Source organism: Desulfobacter sp. UBA2225 (assembly GCF_002348205.1).
Classification (GTDB): Bacteria; Desulfobacterota; Desulfobacteria; order Desulfobacterales; family Desulfobacteraceae; genus Desulfobacter; species Desulfobacter postgatei.
Genome location: NZ_DDYV01000082.1, coordinates 1 through 19,027, shown reverse-complemented (window position 1 = coordinate 19,027; position 19,027 = coordinate 1). Strand labels below are relative to the sequence as shown.

The 19,027-nt window shown below is 45.7% G+C and carries 20 protein-coding genes; 8 read left to right on the top strand and 12 right to left on the bottom strand.

All coding sequences use genetic code 11. The annotated features are described in order from the left end of the window. The first annotated feature begins 165 nt into the window (after positions 1 to 165). Positions 166 to 546 carry a putative nucleotidyltransferase substrate binding domain-containing protein gene (locus tag B3D59_RS04450; RefSeq protein ID WP_286817965.1) on the top strand — a complete coding sequence of 127 codons (381 nt, stop codon included), beginning with the start codon at positions 166 to 168 and terminating at the stop codon, positions 544 to 546. Positions 547 to 741: 195 nt separating this feature from the next. Here the strand turns inward: B3D59_RS04450 and B3D59_RS04445 are convergent, their stop codons facing one another. Both B3D59_RS04445 and B3D59_RS04440 read right to left on the bottom strand, forming a co-directional pair. After that, on the bottom strand, positions 742 to 1,503 hold the full coding sequence (locus B3D59_RS04445) for an MBL fold metallo-hydrolase (protein WP_286817964.1): 762 nt from the start codon (positions 1,501 to 1,503) through the stop codon (positions 742 to 744). Between the two features lie 113 nt (positions 1,504 to 1,616). Further along, on the bottom strand, positions 1,617 to 1,916 hold the full coding sequence (locus B3D59_RS04440; RefSeq protein ID WP_286817962.1) for a transcriptional regulator: 300 nt from the start codon (positions 1,914 to 1,916) through the stop codon (positions 1,617 to 1,619). A gap of 278 nt (positions 1,917 to 2,194) precedes the next feature. Here B3D59_RS04440 and B3D59_RS04435 point away from each other — a divergent pair, with 278 nt between their 5' ends. The 6 genes from B3D59_RS04435 (at position 2,195) to B3D59_RS04410 (ending at position 9,806) form a co-directional block, all read left to right on the top strand. Further along, positions 2,195 to 2,761, top strand: coding sequence for an HD domain-containing protein (locus B3D59_RS04435; protein ID WP_286817961.1), 567 nt, complete (start codon positions 2,195 to 2,197; stop codon positions 2,759 to 2,761). Positions 2,762 to 2,838: 77 nt separating this feature from the next. Then, positions 2,839 to 3,663, top strand: a complete 825-nt coding sequence (locus tag B3D59_RS04430) for a nitroreductase family protein (RefSeq protein WP_286817960.1) — start codon at positions 2,839 to 2,841, stop codon at positions 3,661 to 3,663. 657 nt (positions 3,664 to 4,320) lie between these two features. After that, entirely contained in the window at positions 4,321 to 5,373 is a 1,053-nt protein-coding gene (locus B3D59_RS04425; protein WP_286817959.1) for a hypothetical protein, read from the top strand. 18 nt (positions 5,374 to 5,391) lie between these two features. Continuing rightward, complete coding sequence (locus B3D59_RS04420) at positions 5,392 to 6,528, top strand: hypothetical protein (RefSeq protein WP_286817958.1); 1,137 nt, start codon at positions 5,392 to 5,394, stop codon at positions 6,526 to 6,528. Between the two features lie 468 nt (positions 6,529 to 6,996). Continuing rightward, a complete protein-coding gene (locus B3D59_RS04415; protein ID WP_286817957.1) occupies positions 6,997 to 9,405 on the top strand; it encodes a penicillin acylase family protein in 2,409 nt (802 codons plus the stop codon). A 23-nt stretch (positions 9,406 to 9,428) separates the two neighbouring features. Beyond that, positions 9,429 to 9,806 (top strand): hypothetical protein, encoded by a 378-nt coding sequence (locus B3D59_RS04410; RefSeq protein ID WP_286817956.1) that lies wholly within the window; start codon positions 9,429 to 9,431, stop codon positions 9,804 to 9,806. A gap of 432 nt (positions 9,807 to 10,238) precedes the next feature. Here the strand turns inward: B3D59_RS04410 and B3D59_RS04405 are convergent, their stop codons facing one another. From B3D59_RS04405 to pspA, 6 genes are all read right to left on the bottom strand, one after another. Continuing rightward, on the bottom strand, positions 10,239 to 11,507 hold the full coding sequence (locus tag B3D59_RS04405) for a type II toxin-antitoxin system HipA family toxin (RefSeq protein WP_286817954.1): 1,269 nt from the start codon (positions 11,505 to 11,507) through the stop codon (positions 10,239 to 10,241). Between the two features lie 2 nt (positions 11,508 to 11,509). Continuing rightward, positions 11,510 to 11,749 carry a helix-turn-helix domain-containing protein gene (locus B3D59_RS04400; protein WP_286817952.1) on the bottom strand — a complete coding sequence of 80 codons (240 nt, stop codon included), beginning with the start codon at positions 11,747 to 11,749 and terminating at the stop codon, positions 11,510 to 11,512. A 48-nt stretch (positions 11,750 to 11,797) separates the two neighbouring features. After that, on the bottom strand, positions 11,798 to 12,064 hold the full coding sequence (locus B3D59_RS04395; protein ID WP_286817950.1) for a transposase: 267 nt from the start codon (positions 12,062 to 12,064) through the stop codon (positions 11,798 to 11,800). Positions 12,065 to 12,373: 309 nt separating this feature from the next. Next, complete coding sequence (pspC, locus tag B3D59_RS04390) at positions 12,374 to 12,817, bottom strand: envelope stress response membrane protein PspC (protein ID WP_286817949.1); 444 nt, start codon at positions 12,815 to 12,817, stop codon at positions 12,374 to 12,376. A 33-nt stretch (positions 12,818 to 12,850) separates the two neighbouring features. Continuing rightward, on the bottom strand, positions 12,851 to 13,096 hold the full coding sequence (locus B3D59_RS04385; protein WP_004075365.1) for a hypothetical protein: 246 nt from the start codon (positions 13,094 to 13,096) through the stop codon (positions 12,851 to 12,853). A 30-nt stretch (positions 13,097 to 13,126) separates the two neighbouring features. Next, on the bottom strand, positions 13,127 to 13,807 hold the full coding sequence (gene pspA, locus B3D59_RS04380) for a phage shock protein PspA (RefSeq protein ID WP_286817946.1): 681 nt from the start codon (positions 13,805 to 13,807) through the stop codon (positions 13,127 to 13,129). A 200-nt stretch (positions 13,808 to 14,007) separates the two neighbouring features. Here pspA and pspF point away from each other — a divergent pair, with 200 nt between their 5' ends. Next, positions 14,008 to 15,123 (top strand): phage shock protein operon transcriptional activator, encoded by a 1,116-nt coding sequence (pspF, locus tag B3D59_RS04375; RefSeq protein WP_286817944.1) that lies wholly within the window; start codon positions 14,008 to 14,010, stop codon positions 15,121 to 15,123. Between the two features lie 8 nt (positions 15,124 to 15,131). Here pspF and B3D59_RS04370 read toward each other — a convergent pair whose 3' ends face one another. The 4 genes from B3D59_RS04370 to B3D59_RS04355 form a co-directional block, all read right to left on the bottom strand. After that, positions 15,132 to 16,484 carry a lytic transglycosylase domain-containing protein gene (locus tag B3D59_RS04370; RefSeq protein ID WP_286817943.1) on the bottom strand — a complete coding sequence of 451 codons (1,353 nt, stop codon included), beginning with the start codon at positions 16,482 to 16,484 and terminating at the stop codon, positions 15,132 to 15,134. 189 nt (positions 16,485 to 16,673) lie between these two features. Further along, positions 16,674 to 17,711, bottom strand: coding sequence for a hypothetical protein (locus tag B3D59_RS04365; protein ID WP_286817942.1), 1,038 nt, complete (start codon positions 17,709 to 17,711; stop codon positions 16,674 to 16,676). A gap of 8 nt (positions 17,712 to 17,719) precedes the next feature. Then, positions 17,720 to 18,406 carry an ABC transporter ATP-binding protein gene (locus B3D59_RS04360; RefSeq protein WP_286817941.1) on the bottom strand — a complete coding sequence of 229 codons (687 nt, stop codon included), beginning with the start codon at positions 18,404 to 18,406 and terminating at the stop codon, positions 17,720 to 17,722. Then, on the bottom strand, positions 18,403 to 19,027 hold a 625-nt coding region (locus B3D59_RS04355; RefSeq protein ID WP_286817939.1), incomplete at its 5' end, for an FtsX-like permease family protein. The genes B3D59_RS04355 and B3D59_RS04360, both read right to left, overlap by 4 nt.

Sequence of the window (19,027 nt, the reverse complement as noted above, 5' to 3'; positions counted from 1 at the left end):
AACCTGCGCTGGGTTAATAAGGAAAACTCGTGATGTTGAAGATGCTTTCTGGCAGGATGATGCTGCTTTTGATGAACAAAATTGAGAATCGACATAGTCGTGCTACCTTTGGATAAACTTCGGACGCGATTATACTACACGATTCTATCTAAAATATCAAGTCGTATGACCGGAACTATAATCAAAGGAGGAGAACACGACCATACATTTGATATCAAGCTCAACGGCATTGTCCCTATTGTGGATCTTGTCCGTGTCTACGCCCTTGCCCAGTGCAGTAGCGCAATCAATACCATGGATCGCATTGATTTGATGGAAAGCAGTAACGCTATCTCTATCGAAAGTGCCGGGGATCTGCATGATGCGCTTGAATTTATAAGCAATCTGCGCATTCAGCACCAGGCAAGACAGGTCAAAGCCGGCAAGGAAATGGAGAACTTTGTATCACCGGACAACCTTTCACACGTTGATCGCAACCGCCTTAAAGAAGCATTCCTGGTGATTCGTAACATGCAGTCAGTGATGAAGTATCGATACCAACGGTAGACCAGGAATCATGTCAATCTGGAAATATCTGCTCAGCCTTGACATGGGTTTGGGCGGTAATGGAACAGAAAACCGGGTTAAGGATTAAATAGCACGGCTTATAATGCACTGTTTGTATAGACTTTATCTACAGATGACCCCTCATTGCGCGAATGTTGCGGTTACCCCTTGTAGGTCGGCCCAATACCATAGACTTTATTTAATTTTCATATTTCGGATGGTAACCTCTGCAAACCCTTTCATCAGTTCTATGAAGCCCGGCACTTGGTCCTCCTCATTGCTTGTAGTGTGATAGGGGTAAACCAATTTGGGTTTAAATGCTTTAACGGCATCGGCCGCCATTGCTGAATCCATGGTATATGGCAAATTCATCGGAATAAAGGCTGCATCAATGTTTTTCAAAGCTTTCATCTCCCCAGTGTTTTCAGTGTCCCCGGCCACATAAATACGTTTATCTCCGAATGTGATGATGTATCCATTTCCTTCACCCTTGGGATGAAAGGGGACGCCATTGTCACGCATATGAACCAAGTTGTATGCAGGAATAGCCTCAATTAAAAATCCGTATAATGTTTTTTTGTCCCCATTGGTCATAAGGATCGGTGAGGATTCGTATAGGTTTTTAATTTTTTCAGCGCATTTTGGGGGCATGACAGTAATGGTGTTGTCTTTTTTTATCTGTTCCAAAGCAACTGTATCCAAATGGTCGCTGTGATGATGAGTAATCAATACAAGATCCGCTTTAGGAAGTGATGCATAGTCTCCAACTTTAGTCCATGGATCAACATGAATTATTTTTTCACCGTGTTCAAACATGAGGCTCCCATGGCCAATTAAGGTCATTTTCAAATCCCCTTCAGACGTTGGAACTACATCTGTCTGATTTGCTTGAGCATAGACATCTGTACCAAAAAGACATGCCAATAGTACCACTACTGCCAATATAAATTGTGTCATTTTTCCCTCCATATTATCCTGATTCACTATCCCAATTGTATAGCGGCGTATTAACGGCTATCCATCTCACCTACATTCTGAACATTTAACGGACAAACAACAGCCTGTACGATTTAAGATTCAATCCAGAAAATAGCCGGGGCTATTCTGCCAGATCTACAGATTGGACATTTACCAGGTTTTTTGAATCTTTTCCTGTTTTTAAATTCGAATCCGCAATCCATACAGGAGTAAGGTTTCATCTGTATCTTTTTATTCTGAGTTCCAAGGGTCTTTTCGATGAATTCCAGATGATGGAAAACATCCTTCTCCATTACACCTACAGATTGGGAAATATCTCGTATCGTTAAAGGTCCAGCTTTGAGAAAGGCTATAATCTCCTGCCTTATGGTCTGTGTCCTTTCTGCACCCATTTTTCTCTACTCACGGCTGATTCTGCGATTTATGTCTTTCAAATTCACCCCATACAGATTTTGATCAATTAAAAGGCTCTTAAATAAATAACATTCTTCCCATACAAATCCTATTTTTTATTGCCATTACTGAAAAATGCAGGATCATGATCATCTGAATTGACAGGTTTCTATCAATATAGGCAACGCCTCCCTATACTTGAAAACAAATATGAAAATGATAAAATTAATTCATGCTTTCTGACGATGAATTTAAATACGGAATAGAAGAAATTGCCATGAAAGAAACAAACAACGGATGGTCGCAGGAAGCATATATAAAGGCCTACAGGTTCGCTGCTGAAAGACATAAGGGGCAATTGGTCCCTGGTACTGAATGGTCATATTTAGCACACCTCAGTATGGTCAGTATGGAAATCATGGCCGCTTTAAATCATGAACCCGGTATGGATGGAAATTTTGCCGTTCAAGCTGCCATCCTCCATGATACCATTGAGGATACAGATACCACTTATGAGGAACTGCTATCAGAGTTCGGACAGCATATTGCAGATGGCATTCTTGCCCTGACCAAAGATAAAAAAATTGAAAAACAACATCAAATGTCAGACAGCTTGAGACGGATAAAACTCCAACCCAAAGAAATCTGGATGGTCAAAATGGCTGACAGGATAACCAACCTCCAGCCCCCACCACCCTATTGGACAACAGAGAAAAGGAAAAAATATCTGGGCCAGGCTAAATTGATCTTGGATGAATTAAGATTTGGCAGCGACTTTTTGTCTAAGCGATTGAATGACAAGATTAATGCGTATCAGTGCTATATTTGGCAATGCGTGGATTAAACATGGAAAATCTGAGGTTAATTTATCCTCGTAATGATATTACATTGAAGAGATTTTGATCAAAAGGATAATAAAACATGCCCCTATTTAGAATCGATTATGACAAATGTGACAAGGATGGGCTTTGTGCGCTTGACTGCCCTGCAAAAATTATTGAAATGAAAAATGAAGGCCCGTTTCTTATAGAGGGGGCCGAAGAATTATGCATCCAGTGTGGACATTGTGTTGCCATATGCCCCAAAGGCGCGTTTCACCTTGAAACGATCTCACCGCAAGACTGCCTACCCATTCAAAAGGATTTGATTCTAACATCAGCACAGGCTGAACATTTTTTAAGATCCAGGCGATCCATCAGGGTGTATAAAAAACAACCTGTGCCAAAAGATCTGTTTGAAAAGGCCCTTTCAATTGCATGCTGCGCACCGACGGGCAGTAACAAGCAACCAGTTAAGTGGTTGGTGTTTGACAAAGAAGAGGATGTTAAAGACATTGCCTCTCAGGTCATAGACTGGATGAATTTCGTCCTGAAGAAGCATCTTGAGAAAGCTTCAATAATGAATTTTGATAGAGTAATCAAACAATGGAATCTGGGTGTTGACAGAATATGCAGGGATGCACCTCAGCTCGTCTTTGCCTATGCATCCAATGAATTCGGAAGTGCTTCGGCCGACTGTCATACCGCCCTTGCTTACCTTGAACTTGCCTTACCGGCATTTGGTCTGGGAAGTTGCTGGGCTGGTTATGTCAATTATGCCGCTGCTCAGTGGCCGGGTCTATCAGAAAAACTGGGGCTGCCTGACAACCATACTTGTCATGGAGCGCTCATGGTTGGAATACCAAAAATAAAATATGCCAGGGCACCTAAAAGAAATGAGCCCGATATTACTTATTTTGCAGGCTAACAGTACTGATTTTCATTAAATTGCAGCGGATGTTCTTGTCCGCCTTAAAATGTGTTTGGAATATTGAAGCTCGAAAAGGCTTCCACCCCACAATGCTTCTGTTATTGAATGCTGTTTTGAAATAGAGTTGGGCGAGCATAAATACCATCATTGGTGACCTTGGTATTTCTCAAACGGAAATCGCATTATTCGCATTTCATAGACCAAATATTTTTTCTTGTAAATTATATGGAAGCAGGATATCCATTAAAATGTCTACAAATTGTGTTTTAGCCTGACAAGTCTGAAATTCAGGTAAAAGCAATATGTCCAAGCGTTTCACTTACCAATTCGGGTTGTTGAGCCATCGATATAATAGAATCAGATTTTATACTGCTCGCGGTATGGTTTTCGGTTTTTCCTGCAAGTAGATTTTTGTTCTACAAGCTTGCTGTTATTGGCTTTTAGCAAATATAGCGTGTCATATCAAAATCCGAAAATCTGACCGCGCAAAGTATAGGTCAAACCGTCTAAAAACGTGCAGTAATATAATTAATGCTATGTCACTGTCTCTATTTCAACCGCTGAAGTTTTAAAGCAAGGATCATAATGTTAATAAATTATATTGATTCGTTGTTGTCCCAAGGCTTGCTGAATGAGTACTCCAACGATCATTTTATGATTAAAGCGCTGAAAAATGATTTTGATTATTTTTCAAAGTACTCTCACTTCGTTGATGAATATCAAGCGGGATTAACATTTGGTAAAAACTTTGAACTCTTTGGACAAAACTTTATAATAAATCTCTCTAATAAGCTTACTATTTTTGAAAGATTGTTCGGAGAAGAAGTTGCAAAGGAATTCATAACAAACCAAATGGCTGCTGGTAAAGAAAATTACGACGAAGCACAGTTTATCAGAGCCCTATCAGAAGTACATGTTTTAAACTATTTAGCTTCATATACCAGTAAAATAAAAAATCTCAGCTATGAACCGAAATTAATTGAAGGTAAAAGTACTAATCCTGAAGCAGTTCTCTGCCTTGAAGACGGCACCGAAATAGCAGTAGAAGTAAAAACTCCGGGTTTTAAAAATCAAAAAAATTTAAATAAGAGTGATGAACTATACATACGCCCAAATGTAATTCTTAAAAAAACAAGCCTCGATAAATTTAAAACTTTAGTCGAATCTCAAAATGTAAATTTCGTTTATCCCAATATCTTAAAGTTAAGAGATTTTATTATAAGCGCAGCATCAAAGTTTCCACCAGTTACTGAAAATCGAATGAACTTGCTATTCATAAACTGGACATACAACGATTTCAAAACTTCGGGATTGAATGAACCAATTAGTTTACTTTTAAATTCATATTCAGGGTTGTTGCACTCTAAATTAGCAAGAACTGAAGTTAAGATCCCAATTGACTACCTTAATAGAATCTCGGCAATAATATTTTATAAGGACAACTTTCATTCCTTCATTGCATCTGATTTTCGGTATCATTTTGCCTATAATTCAATTTTTGCCATTCCGGTAAATACGAACGATGAACAAATGAGAAAGTTCAAAATATTAACAAATATTCGAAACTTATTAGACTCAGTATTTACAATTTTCCATATAGATAGATCAAATACCCTAAAATCAGATTTAGTGAGAGACACTTTGCTTTATTCAGTGCTACTGAACAGTTTAAAATGTGACTTTAAAAATGGAATAACAACTGCGTGAACTCGGAGCGGAGAGATAATGAATGGTAAGGTAAACAAGCATTTCAATCGCATTGAGACCGGGAACAACCACTGGTACATGAACAACACCGGTGCCCGTGATCTGGAGAATATAGAGTACGCAGGCTTCCTTAAATGTAAACTTGTACACGGGACCTCTTTTTCAATCGTCATCCCAGATCTCATCCTGTTGGAATCCCCCACTCCTGTTTGGATACAACCCCTCTTTTTCATGCCGAACATATTTGCCAAAATGGATAACGAGATTCAGGGGCGCTTCTATGTCGACATATCCTGTAGCCAAACACTCCAACTGGATTTTGCCAACGACAAGTTTGTCCGCCGATACCAAGATGGATCAGAACTGTATCGGTGCCAGATAACAGGACCGAAGGACCTGGCGAAATATTCAACGGGCGAATTCGAATGGTTTGGGGAAAATCAAATTCTTCTTCATCTCTATCATCACACATCTGATGCGGCTAAGAACGCGATTCTCAGCTCTGGGAGATTCAAACTTTCCCAATGGAATATCCAAGGCAACAAAAAGTTAAAAAATGTTGGCTACGTCTATCTGACGTGTCTCCCGAAGGTCTCATTTGATGGGGACCTGCGCATGATAGCGATGGCAAGTGACGGCAAGATTTGCATGATAATCGACGGCGTTGACGTACCGCCCGTCCTTCCGCCCGATGGGCTCGGCCCATATGAGAACGCGATCCTGCAAATTCCCGTTTACCGTGAGAGCACACCTAACCGACAATCTACGATCATGCTGAAGGTAGACGCTGGGTTCCTGGCACCTCAGCATATTCTGCGACATGTGGAACCGAATGGACAAATTTACTTCGAGATACCATGTCCGTTTGTTTACCGCCTCGGCTTAGTTCCTGGTCAACAGTGGGAGTTTGATCCTGACTCCCTCCTGGGTGATTACGCTCACGTGAAGAATTTTGACTATGTTGTTGTTGGAACAGCTACCTATCTTGAGGGTCTTGGGGCACCGTTTGATGAAGAAAATACCAAGGAAATTGCCAAAATCCAGAGAACTGAAGCAATCGGTAACATATTGGACTTCTGGTTTGATAAAGGGAACCAAGATCACTTCACAGGGTTGGATACCCAAATGCAGGAGTTCGACACAGGCGGCCAATAAATCGATGGAGAGGGGCTTGGTTCCGATGGCGCTCCACCAATCCTTTTATCATAAGGTTCAAATCGCCGATTTTAGAAATCCATAGGAATTGGAACCCCCCACATTATGTCTATTTATGTGGGGTGTAACCCTTACCAGTAAAAGCGTTGACTACTTTTGTTATTGGTGATCTGAAATATCAAATTGGGCAGATTAAACCGAGGGGTTTAAGCTAAAGACTACCTTCAGGAAAAGGTCTGTTTTTTAGGCTTATGAGACCCCCAGACTATCCCTGTTAGTCCACATTTTTTCTAAGATTATCCGTCCACCATATATTGTGCCTGCTTGAAAAAGTTAAGAATCTGTTCAATTGCAGATTCACTGTATTTTTTAAGATGCGATTGTCCTGTAAGCGTATTCGCCTTTGTTGACATTGCCGGGGCCAAGGGCATATGATGGGGTGCTTTTAAAAATACCCAAGGAGTCGCCATGAAATGGATTCGGCGTGTCAGTGTCGTCACCGCATTGCTGGTGGTTTGTTGTGTGATTCTTTTTTTCTTTCTGCCGCAGTTTAACGGTTACCAAAAAGAGGGGCAATTACACCTTGCCGGCTTAAGCCGGCCCGTGACCGTAACCCGGGACGATTCCGGCATTGCCTATATCCATGCTGAAAATATCGCAGACCTGTTTTTCGCCCAGGGGTTTGTCACGGCCCAGGACAGGCTCTTCCAGATGCAGATGAACCGCATGTATTATGAAGGACGGATGTGCGAACTGGCAGGGGCGCAGGCCAGGGATCTGGATCTCCGCATGCGCACCATCGGAATGCCGCGCATGGCAAAAAAACAGGCCCGGATATTGAATCCTGCCTTGCGAAAACAGTTCCAGCACTATGTGGACGGCATAAATACCTTCATACAAAAATGCCCGGAGGACCTTGCTTTGGAGTTTCGTGTTGCCGGGATCAAGCCGGATTTATGGCAGGTGGAAGACTGCCTTGGTATGCTCTTTTATATGGGATATTCCACGGCAGCCAACCTGAGTACGGAGATCATTTCCCAGATGCTGCTCGATACCCTGGGGTATGAAAAAACCGCCATGCTTCTGCCTTTGAATATCAATGTGGATGACCCCGATGACAAAGGCTTTATTGCCATGCCGCCCAAGGAGGACCTTGCCTTGTCCCTGCCGTTTGATCCCGGTCTTTTGGCCTTTGCCCGGGACCGGCAGCTTCGGGTGGGCAGTAATAACTGGGCCATGGCTCCGGACAAATCCGTGACCGGGTCTGCGGTGCTGTCCGGCGATCCCCATCTGGACGCAAGAATGCTTCCGGGTGTCTGGTATCCGGCAGGACTGATCTGCCCCGGTATCCGGGCCGTTGGCGTGCAGATTCCCGGCATCCCGGGTATGGGTGTGGGACGCACCGAACACATTGCGTTGTCCGCCACCAACAATTATGGCGACATGGTGGACCTTTATATTGAAACCGTGGATCCGGAAAATCCTGACCATTATCTGGAAGGGAGCAATTCCATTGCCTTTGGGCATATTAAAGAATGTTTGAAAATAAGAGATAAAAAGGAGCCCGGCGGCTTTCGAACAGAAGATCTGGATATCCGGACCACCCGCCGGGGACCGGTGGTGTCTAAAGTCCTCAAGGGGTTGGATGGCAATAAGGTGTTTACGCTCAGATTTGCGCCAATGGAGTCCATGACGCCTAATATCGGGTTGCTGGATCTGCTTACGGCAAAAAATGCCGAAGAACTTTCCCGGGCCATGCAGGACCTGGCGGTGGCCTGTTTTAACTGGGTGTTTGCGGACGCTTCCGGCAATATCGGTCACCAGGCATCCGGCCGGATTCCCTTGCGCAGAAACGGCGGCACATTTCCCCATGTGGTCAAAGAGAGCACCGACAACTGGCTGGGGTGGATTGCTCCGGATCAGATGCCCGGGCAGGTCAACCCAGAAAAAAAATGGGTTGGAACCTGCAACAATAAAACTGTGGACTCCGGCTTTCCCAATTATTATTCATCCTATTTTGCACCCTCATTCCGTTATGCAAGGCTAAAGGAACTCATGGCGAAAAAAAACAAACAGACTCTTTTTGATATGTGGCAATATCAAAGGGATACGGGCAATGTAATGGCCCGGCGCATCACCCCGGTTATGGCGCGGATTCTTTTGGCAAACGAAGATACAAAAGATCTGGGGCGGATCCTGGCGGACTGGGATTTTGAAGATGATCCTGAAAAATCGGGGCCGCTGATTTTCCAGGCCGTATACCGGCATTTTGCCCTGGCCGTGTTTGAAGATGATCTGGGGCCACAAAAAGTTCAGACGCTGTTGGATTCCTGGTATTATTGGCAGGAGCGCCTCCTGCAGTTTGTGCTGGCCGGTGAGAGTCTTTTTTTTGATGATATACGCACTACCGGTAAAACGGAAACCATGGCTGATCTTTTTGTCCGGGCCGCCCATGCCGCCCGGGAGGAATTGTCCCAGGCTCTTGGTCATAACCCCGCCCAATGGCGATGGGGGGATTTGCATACCCTTGAACTGGTTAATCCCCTTGTCCGTAAGGGGCGACTGAAGGCATTGCTTGGCACAGGACCTATGCCCATGGGCGGTTCCGGTGAAACGCTGTATCGGGGGTGGTATGATTTTGACACCCCCTATGCCGTGACCCATTGCGCATCCCTGCGTTTTGTGGCGGATATGGGCGATGATGAAAAGCTGATGGCGGTGTTGCCGGGTGGGGTGGCAGGCCGCACATTTCATCCCCACCAGAAAGATCTGGTTGACGGTTTTATGGATGGTTCTGTCCAGTACTGGTGGTTTTCAGATGCCGCCATTAAGGCTCATGCACAAAAGACCCTGACATTGGTGCCGCAAAGTTATTAATTCAATAAGTAGGAGATCATTTTATGGTTCGTCTTTCAGCAGAACAAATCAAAGAAGTCGTCTTAAAATTCATCCCTCTTTCGATTCAAAATAATATTTTCATAAAATCATTATTAGCTGGTGCAACTGCCGTTGGTGTTTTGCTCAGTATACCTGCATTCGCACCTGCTGGTGTTATTGGAGCTACAGGTTGGATTGTTGTTTATGCTGTTACGGGCGGCACCTTTTCTTATGAAGCTGTTTCAAAAGCATGGAAGGCATGGAAAAACTTTTCAGATCAAGAACGAGAAATTGCGGATGAAAAACTTAAAAGGATGAAAAAAGCACTTGATGATGGTGATATTAGTGAAGAAGAATATAAAAAACTCGCAAAAGAACTTTTAGAAAAAATAATAAAATAGCAGTCGATGGGTCCATGAAAGTCATGAGCGTAGAACGCGGGCTTAACAACTTCCTGATCCCTTTTCCCACCCTGGTACTGAAAGCTGGCGACCACCTGATTATCCGTATTTAGGAATGAGTTTTAGGCATGGGTCATATTTTAGGTCATCCGAATTTTTTGGTAGGTTGGGTTGAGGAACNNGTTTCACTTCGTTCAACCCAACCTAGGCTGTGGCCGATGTTATGACTAAGCCCGAGTTTTAAATAACTTACCCATTTTCAGCATCCTTTTGGAATTGTACAATAATTCCACTTGGGCAAGGCTTTATCGAATACAATGCGCATTGTTGATTTAAAGGCTTCACCGACTTTTCTAACAGTTTATCCCGGCGCTTTCATTGTGTCTCCTGAATTCCTGAATTAGACACCGCCCTTGGCGCAGATCATCCGTTTCATTGTACCTTCTTCTTTCTGGGTTTAAATAAATTCATGGTCTTAACAGCTCTTTTTCCGGCTTTATCTGCAATGGACCGGATCAGGTCGTTTTCGCCGAATTCCCGAATAAAACCGGTGACAGTGGTATCTATAATATCCGTCAATTGGGTACAGAATGCAGCCAGGTGTTTTTTCAGGACATTGGCAGAAAGCTTGATATCATCGGCCATGCGTATCCAATGGCGTTCCATGACCCAGTCCGGCCGGTTTTCGTTTCCGATTTTCATAGCTGCTTTTTTTGTCAGGCCTTCATAAATTTCTGTACAGATCAAATCGTAAAAAGGGGCCAGCCGAATCTGTCGTTTATGGTAGAGAAAGGACAAATTTTTGGCATGGCCGTCCATATTGCCGATAAGGTAATTAAAAAAGACCCATTTCAGCAGAAGTTGAATATCTTTTACCGGGTTGGCGGAATATTTCCGGATCATTTTAAAACATTCAGGGAAGCCCGGCCCGCCTTCGGCCTGGTATTTCAATTCATGGGAGAGCCCCATGGCTTGACAAAAATCCTCCTGGTGGAGACGGACGGTTGAGCCGTTTTCCGTCTGCCGGTCATATCTTTGGACAACCAGGGCTTTCTGGCCCTTCAGAAGCAAAATTGTCACTTTGGGAACCGGAAGACCCATATCCCGGGCCAGCAACATGCAGAAGCATTCATTTTCAATGGACGCGTCAAAATCGGTCATCGCCGGTTTCAGGATACAATTACTGGGCGCATTGTTCAAAGGGATAGAGAACCTGCCGTCAGTCTCAAAAAGGGCCAGTTTTTCCTGGGCGCCGGCAAGGGAAATTCGTATGTTGTCTTCTCCAGCCAGCAGAGGGCGGACAGAGATCTGCCGGATGGCATCGGCCAACTGCTTGTCAGACATGGGGCGGTAAGCATATCGATCAGGCGATTCGGGCAACATCCCATCCGGAAGCAGGGAAAGGGCGCCGGCGCAGTCGCCACCCATTTTTTTAAGGAGCATGAAATCATTTTTTTCAGAGAGCCCCAAGCTGCGGGCCACTCTGTTCCTTACAGCGGATTCCGGCAGCAGGTTGGCAAAAAAAGCACGGACATGGCTGCCGGTGATGGGCGCCTCCTGCATGGGCAGGGAAACGGACAATTGAAATCCATCCTGCGATTCCATCCAATGTTTATCATATTGATATGAAAATGACCGATCCGTGTTAAGAGAGAGGATACCTGTCAGAATCTGTCCGAAATAAACATTCAGTGATTCCATGATCACAGGTCTCCACGTTTAACCAGATGGAGTTCCAGGCCAAGGGCATTGATTACCTCAAAGACCTTTCCAATCTGAGCGGTTGGTTTGCCCTTTTCAAGTTCAAGTACAAATTTGCGGCCCACATCGGTAAATTCTGAAATCTCTTTCTGGGTTAATTTTAGATTCCGACGTTCCTTGAGCAGATATCGGCCTAATTCCTCGGGGGTTTCAATTTTTGTGGATGGGGTTGTCTGTTGCATTGGGCGACTCTTTTTGTTAAAAGTTTTCGATCAGGGACTTTTAATATTTTACCATGGGAAAAGCAAGGTAAAGTTCCCGATCAAGGACTTTTGCGATTTTACTTCCAGCCTAAAATCAGCCAGGTAAGGTAGGGCAAAAGCGCCGCGTTGCCCACCATTATAAGCAGATGTTGATAGCCAAAAGTACCTGATATGTTTCCATAAAATTTCAATCAGATTCAACTGCGGTGAATATTTGGGGATAAAGTATAGAAAAAGACCTCTTTCTTCCCATGTCCCAATTTGAGATTTAAAACCAGAAAGATCTGGTTGCAAATTTTATAGATCGTTCTGTCCAGTGCTGGTGGTTTTCAGATGCCGCCATTAAGGCCCATGCAAAAAACACCCTGACATTGGTACAGCAATGTCATTAAAACTTTTATCCTGTTGCTTACACGCAATTACTCCGCCGACGTCCGCAAACCGTGATTGATTGCTGGAATAACAGCCATGGAAGAACACAAACCCGGAAAAGATGAAATTTTTTGATGCATCAATAAAAAACGCCCGCCCGTTGCCGGGCAGGCGAAAAAAAGGAAAAGAACAATACATTTTATTATTCTGCTTCCTTACCTAACATTGTTTTTATTTAAAATCAAATTCTTTTGACGTGACCGTATCTTCCATGCGCTGAATTCGGCGGTCAATATTGTCAAATTTGCTTTTAATCCGTTCAATGGCCGAGGATCTTGATCGGGTATAGGAATGATAAAATTCTTCGTCACTTTTATTTTCCAACGGAATGACGGGCTCAGGTTGCAGTAGAAGTCCGGCAAGAAGATAAAGGACACCTACGGGCCAGAACCCGGTGAATAAGAACAGGATCAATACAAGGACCCGGGTCCAGAATACCGAGAAGTTAAAATGTTCTGCCAAGCCTCTGCAAACGCCGAAGATAATCCCTCGTCTGGAACGGTAGAAGCCCTCGGCTGCGGTCAGGCGGTCTATTCTCTGACGGAATCCGCCAGATCTTCCCCGTCCTCTCATCTCGGTCCCGGCATAGTGATAACGGTTTTTATGGTATCTCATTTTTTATCCTTTCAGGTGTGTTGAAAACAGCCGTTATTGCTTTGGGTGTCCACGTTCGATGAGTATGGTTTCAAGGGCTTCAACCCGTTGCTCAATTTTTGGCAGGGCATTGTATATGTCCTGGATCATTCTTGTCTCTTCAGTCCGGGCCTCCTTCTGATTCTTTGAAAGCTCTCCGGTTTTGGCTGCCCGGATAATGCCGATGATGATCATCCCCAGGATGATCAGGGCAAGGATTGACCCGCCGACAGTGATGATTGCAATGAATATGTGGCTCATATTTCTCCTTTGAAATTGCCAGGGTTAAGCTCAGGACTTTGTATCATGAATTTCTGCGGATTGGGAGGATTTCAATGCATTGAGCTCATTTTCGATCTCCTCGTCAGCGTCCAGATCATCAAAGGCGGTTTCAAGGCTGGATCGTCTGCCAAAATCAACTAGGTCAGCTTCGGCTTCCATACGCTCAATATGATTTTCCATCTCTTCAAATTTCTTAATGACTTCGGTGGAGTCTGCTCTCCGGATTTCCTGTCTGGCCCTTTTCTTATGCTGGGCCCGGATATGGCGCTGAACCAGCATTCGCTGTTTTTCCCGGGCGGATTTCAGCTTGTTTTCAAGTTCCGTGATATCGTTTTTGTACTGATCCACCATGCCTGAAAGGTCAACGAGTTCTGTTTCCACCACTTCCAGGCGCTGGCTGAATCTGCGTTTTTCCATCAGGGCCTGGCGGGCCAGGTCATCACGTCCCCTGGTGACTGCCAGTTCCGCTTTTTCGTTCCAGAACGCCTCTTTTTCCCGGGCCTCCTGCCCTAAACGATCCACTTTCTTATGATTGGCAATGGTGCCTGCGCATGATGATTTAAGCTCAATCAGGGTGTCTTCCATTTCCCGGATCATGAGCTTGATCATCTTTTCAGGATCTTCGGCTTTGTCCAGCATGGCGTTGATGTTTGAAGATACAATGTCTCTGAAGCGTGTAAAAATTCCCATTTTTATTCTCCTTGTATAAGGGTTTAAATTTGTTGCGCCTGTTATTTTTAACAGCAGAAAATGTGCCATACGACATTAGGTCTTTATTTATGCTGAATTTCAATTGGTTATGTTTTTGTGGGAGATTTTCTGGGTGGTTTTATTAATAGTTTTATGGTATAAAATACTAAAATTTAGTTTAATTGACCATTATTGGAGGGATGGAATTGGCATATACCGATTCGACGGATAACCGAACCGAGTCTGTGAGCATGTCCGAGGCTCTGGGCCAGTCCGAGACGTTTTTAAATTTCCAGGAACAGATCTCCCGAGTCGCGCCGATTGAGCGGCCTGTTCTGATTTTAGGAGAGCGCGGCACAGGCAAGGAACTGGCTTCCGCACGGCTGCATTTTTTGTCCCGGCGCTGGCAAAAGCCTTTTGTTACGCTGAACTGCGCTGCCTTAAGCGCGACCTTGATCGAATCCGAGCTTTTTGGATATGAGAAAGGTGCGTTTACCGGGGCTGGTACCCGCCGGATCGGGCGGTTTGAACAGGCCGACAGCGGCACTCTGTTTCTGGATGAAATCGGAAATATCCCGATGGAAGTTCAGGAAAAGATTCTTCGGGTGGTGGAATACGGCCGATTTGAACGGGTGGGGGCCGTTAATCCTGTCCATACCGATGTTCGCATTGTGGGGGCTGCCAATGTGGATTTGGCCCAAATGGTCCGTCTTGGCCATTTTAAGCAGGATCTTTTGGACCGTCTTTCTTTTGAGGTGATTTATGTTCCTCCGTTGCGGGTGCGCAACGGGGATGTCATGCTGCTTGCCAATCATTTTGCCGGACGCATGGCCTTTGAGCTGGGGTTTGATCAAGTGCCGGAATTTGGGCAAAAAGCGGCCCATGACCTTGAAGCCCATGGGTGGCCAGGCAATGTCCGGGAATTGAAGAATGTGGTGGAACGCGCTGTATATAAAACAAACGGCCCGGTCATTACCCGGATTGATTTTTCACCGTTTGTATCGCCATACGGCCCCCTGCCCGGGCAGGGGCCTGGGACGGCATCAGTCGAACAAGCTGAAAGCCGGACAACCCCTTTGACTGCTGATAAAAAGTCAATCCGGGAAACTGAAACGGCATTGGACAACGATGAATATGCAGCCCTGCCACTGGCGGAACTGGTCAGCCAGCCGTTGAAGAAGGCAGTGCTTGCTCTTGAACGGTTTCGTTTATCCCAGGCTCTGACCGCAGCCCGGTTCAACCAGAAACAGGCCGCGGCAAACCTTGGAATATCCTATGACCAGTTTCGGGGCCTGAAAAAAAAGCATGGGATGTAATCGTTTTATTAAATTTGCGGGATTTTCAGGGTCCGGCCAACATGGATCACCGCTTTTTTGCCAAGACCGTTCAGTGCGATCAGATTTTTAAGGGGGACCTGGTAGGCCTTGGCAATGCTGCTGGCGGTATCTCCCCTGACCACCCGGTGAAAGGGGGTGGGTCTCTGGGCCGTTTGGTATAAAGGTCCAAGCGTTTTGTCGAGCAGATCCGGAGATATATGCTTGGGCAGATACAGGGTTTGCCTCGGCGGGATGTGTTTTCTGCCGTCAAAGACCGGTTCCCTGAACGCAGGGTTCATCACCTGCAACGTTTCCAGATCCACCGGCAGTTTACGGACAATATCCTTTGCCGCCACATATCCTTTAAGCTTGTACCGGGTCTTCTGGCCGGGTTTATCCAGGGTAATATTGCCGTAATAATTAACATAATTTTTCGCTACCTGGCGGGCGGCGATAAATTCCGGATAAAAATTGCGTGAGGCAAATCCAAAGGATCGGCTGCGGTAATCTGTGTATATTGCAGGATAGGTCTTGTGCTTATCCTTTGCCCGGTACATGCCGTAAAGGCCGTGGTTGTATGCCGTAATGGCCATGGGCCAGTTTTCAAGCTTGTCATGATTTTTTTTCAGAAGCTGGGCTGCCCCATGGGTGGAGACAATGGGGTCCCGGCGCTGATCCACCACATCGTCGATATGCATGAACAGCTTGCCCGTATAATGGGTGAACTGCCATAAGCCGGCAGCCCCGCATTTTGAATAAGTCTGGATGTCATAGGCCGATTCCAGGCATGGCAGGTAGGCCAGGTCTTCGGGCAGGCCATAGGATTTGATTATCATTTTAAACTCATCTATCAGGGCACCTGAGCGGATTACCCCTTCCATGAAATGCTCTTTTAATCCGGTTTGCACCCGGAGTCTTTTCGCTGCCTGCCCGAACGCCTCGGGTTTTGTTTTGTTCGGGAACAGGGCTGCCACTTTTTTTTCCATGGGCGTTTCCGGAATCTTGCCCTTTGAAAGCGTCGTCAATATGGTGCTATATTTTTCAAGGGCGTTTTTTTTGATCGCCTTGTTTGCCAGGGCCGCTTCCTTGGTTTTGGCAGGGTCGAGTTTGATTTCTTCATAAATTATGGACAGGTTTTCCATATCGTGGACCAGGCCCTGGGCCCGGGTGTATTGGGTAAACACATTTGTCCAGAATGTCACATTGGGTTTGATCAGGTCATAAACCGGAAAAAGCTCAGTTTTCTCTGGGGGATCTGTGGGCAGTGTCGCCCGGCAGACCGGACCGGCAGCCCCGTAAACACATATTATAATGAGCGTGAAGATCGATAAATAGACCGATTGTTTTGGGAAACGAACCATATTAACTCCAAAAGAAAAAAAGGTTGAAACATTTTCTTAAAAAATAATTTTATCATATCAGGGGGTGTGTTTAAAGGATTTTGATCGCAGATATTTAGATTTCAAATCAAGATTCAGAATTTCTATTGTCATGATCAGTTGGAAAAAATAGCCATGAATGACAAAAAAAGGCGTTTTGTCTTTTGGATTTTATCCAGACATCCATACACCATAGCGCAGCCGCCAGACAATGACGGGCAGCACGGCTATAATCAGAAAAAGAAGTTGTGCCATGGCGATTTTTTTTGCTGCCTGACGGCCAAGATTCAATGCGATCCGGTAAATGCCGGTGTCGTGTTTCACGAAAAGGGGAAGTATGAAGAGTGTAAGCCCCTCCATTCCTATAAAGGCCATCCCGCCATAAAGCGGATAACCGACCAGATGATGCTCGGGAAGAAACAGGCACCATGGGCAATGGTGATGAAGCACTTCATAGTGATAGGCTGACAGAACATTGACCAGTATCAGTGCTGCCACCGGCAGCCACAGCCAGGTGATGGCGGCCAGTGCGGATCTTTCCCAAGGCCGGTCAATCCTTGAAACGCTTAAGGCCACTGACACAATTAAAAGCAGCGTGTTAAGCACAATGAAAGCAATGAGCCACATACGATCCCCCAGGCCGAAAATACTGGTTGCCTGTTCTATGTTTGAAAATTGATCGTAAACAACGGCACAGCAGTCGACCGGCTGGTTCGGCCTGATCCCTGCAAATGAGTCATAGGTTTGTTTTAATGTTAATGTAGCCACCACGGGAATGGTCAGGAACAGGCGGGCGGATATTTGGGTTAACGGCATCTGAGCAAGCATGCGATTGAGTTTGTCCAGTTGATACCATAGTTTCATCAACATTATTAAGAGACCGTTATACAACAGCAATCGGGTGCTGCCATCGGCGGACATTGCCTGACACACGCCGGTACCGCACATTGCGCCGGGAATATCCTCATGAAAGATATTGGCAATACCGAAAACAAGGAGCACCCCGGAAAATAAGAATAACCCGAAAGCGGCCCTTCCCAGTATGGAGGCCCCTTCGGCCTTAGTTTCCAGCGACAATTGTTGATGGTTGGCGACAAGTGGATCCCAGTTCAGTGCCGTGTTCAACCATGCGGGACAGGCCGCAAGCAACAGAAGCAGTGCCATAAATTGTGATGATATGACGGCCAGAAACAGAGGGTGCCAAAACATGATATGCCTCAGGAACTCAATGGGTTCAGTACACCGTTTTGCAGCCGGTAGCAAAGGGCGTTTTCCGGGAGTGTATCCTGGTTTAAACCGTGGGCGGCAACGATCACAACCGCATTTTGGCAGGCATGATGATGCAGCAGATCCATCATCTGTCTGCTGCTTTCAGCATCCAGGTGAGCAAAGGGTTCATCCGCAAAGATAAAGTTTGGCTGGTTTACGATTGCCCTGGCAATGGTTGTTTTCTGGCGTTCCCCTCCTGAAAGGGATTTGGCTAAGCTGCCGGCATGGTGCAACAGCCCTACTTTTTTAAGTGCTTCCATGCTTTGGCGTCGGCATGTGGACAGTGGGTAACCTAGTGGGATCAAGGGCAGCATGATATTTTCCAGCACCGTTAAGTCATGGAGAAGATGATCGTGTTGAAAAACAATGCCCGCTTGCCGCCGCCATCGTTCCCTGTGGGGTCCGGTCCATCGGGAAACCTTTTTATTGTTTACAATCACCTCCCCCGATGTCGGCCGGGTGAGTCCTGCCAGGATATTGAGCAGGGTGGTTTTGCCGGCACCAACAGGGCCGGTGATAATGTTTATTTTGCCTGCCTGAAAATTGACATTGATCTTGTCCAGTACACTGCGTTTTTTTTTGTTTCCCGTGGGGAAGACAACGCATATATCGCGGCATGCAATTGCGGAACTCATCGGCTGCCTGTCTCTTTGATCATATCATGAACATCGGCGGTTGCTCCCTTTAATGCCGGTAAAAAAGCCGACGCAATCATGGGCACCAACATCAACCCTGCCATTTCCAGCACAACGGTTGCAGCTCCCGTAGGTTCAAGGTAAAGAGAGGGGGGCAGGGTGTTCCAGCCAAGAAAAAAATCAGCGGCCCAGCCTGCGCCGGGTCCGTATGCCAGAACAAAAGAGAGGCAGATGCCCACAACGGCCGAAGGCAGGCAGACAGATAATTCCCGATACAGTTGAAATCGGACAATATCACCTGTGGTCCAGCCCATTGCCTTCATGATGCCAAGATCTGATTGCCGCCCCATTGATTTTCGGGTGTTGACCGCAACCAGAAGACACAACGCCAGCACAGCAGGAATCACTGCAATGGCGACAAGCGTCCGGCCGCGATTCAAACGGCCTGCATAAAGCCCTTGGCTCTGTAATCTTGTGACACATTCCACCGGCCAGGAAAATGAAGCGGTTAGGTCCGACAAAATGGCGTCCTGCTCATTTTCATGGAAAACGTCAATGGCCAGGTCACAGGCATAGCCTTGCGGAAGGCCGATCAGTTGTCGGGCATCGTCAGGATTCATC

What these genes read in the sequence shown, in the direction of transcription:
- B3D59_RS04450 (WP_286817965.1), top strand. Translation starts at nt 166, where the DNA reads ATGACCGGAACTATAATCAAAGGAGGAGAACACGACCATACATTTGAT.
- B3D59_RS04445 (WP_286817964.1), bottom strand. Translation starts at nt 1,503, where the DNA reads ATGACACAATTTATATTGGCAGTAGTGGTACTATTGGCATGTCTTTTT.
- B3D59_RS04440 (WP_286817962.1), bottom strand. Translation starts at nt 1,916, where the DNA reads ATGGGTGCAGAAAGGACACAGACCATAAGGCAGGAGATTATAGCCTTT.
- B3D59_RS04435 (WP_286817961.1), top strand. Translation starts at nt 2,195, where the DNA reads ATGAAAGAAACAAACAACGGATGGTCGCAGGAAGCATATATAAAGGCC.
- B3D59_RS04430 (WP_286817960.1), top strand. Translation starts at nt 2,839, where the DNA reads ATGCCCCTATTTAGAATCGATTATGACAAATGTGACAAGGATGGGCTT.
- B3D59_RS04425 (WP_286817959.1), top strand. Translation starts at nt 4,321, where the DNA reads ATGATTAAAGCGCTGAAAAATGATTTTGATTATTTTTCAAAGTACTCT.
- B3D59_RS04420 (WP_286817958.1), top strand. Translation starts at nt 5,392, where the DNA reads ATGAATGGTAAGGTAAACAAGCATTTCAATCGCATTGAGACCGGGAAC.
- B3D59_RS04415 (WP_286817957.1), top strand. Translation starts at nt 6,997, where the DNA reads ATGAAATGGATTCGGCGTGTCAGTGTCGTCACCGCATTGCTGGTGGTT.
- B3D59_RS04410 (WP_286817956.1), top strand. Translation starts at nt 9,429, where the DNA reads ATGGTTCGTCTTTCAGCAGAACAAATCAAAGAAGTCGTCTTAAAATTC.
- B3D59_RS04405 (WP_286817954.1), bottom strand. Translation starts at nt 11,507, where the DNA reads ATGGAATCACTGAATGTTTATTTCGGACAGATTCTGACAGGTATCCTC.
- B3D59_RS04400 (WP_286817952.1), bottom strand. Translation starts at nt 11,749, where the DNA reads ATGCAACAGACAACCCCATCCACAAAAATTGAAACCCCCGAGGAATTA.
- pspC (WP_286817949.1), bottom strand. Translation starts at nt 12,817, where the DNA reads ATGAGATACCATAAAAACCGTTATCACTATGCCGGGACCGAGATGAGA.
- B3D59_RS04385 (WP_004075365.1), bottom strand. Translation starts at nt 13,096, where the DNA reads ATGAGCCACATATTCATTGCAATCATCACTGTCGGCGGGTCAATCCTT.
- pspA (WP_286817946.1), bottom strand. Translation starts at nt 13,807, where the DNA reads ATGGGAATTTTTACACGCTTCAGAGACATTGTATCTTCAAACATCAAC.
- pspF (WP_286817944.1), top strand. Translation starts at nt 14,008, where the DNA reads ATGGAATTGGCATATACCGATTCGACGGATAACCGAACCGAGTCTGTG.
- B3D59_RS04370 (WP_286817943.1), bottom strand. Translation starts at nt 16,484, where the DNA reads ATGGTTCGTTTCCCAAAACAATCGGTCTATTTATCGATCTTCACGCTC.
- B3D59_RS04365 (WP_286817942.1), bottom strand. Translation starts at nt 17,711, where the DNA reads ATGTTTTGGCACCCTCTGTTTCTGGCCGTCATATCATCACAATTTATG.
- B3D59_RS04360 (WP_286817941.1), bottom strand. Translation starts at nt 18,406, where the DNA reads ATGAGTTCCGCAATTGCATGCCGCGATATATGCGTTGTCTTCCCCACG.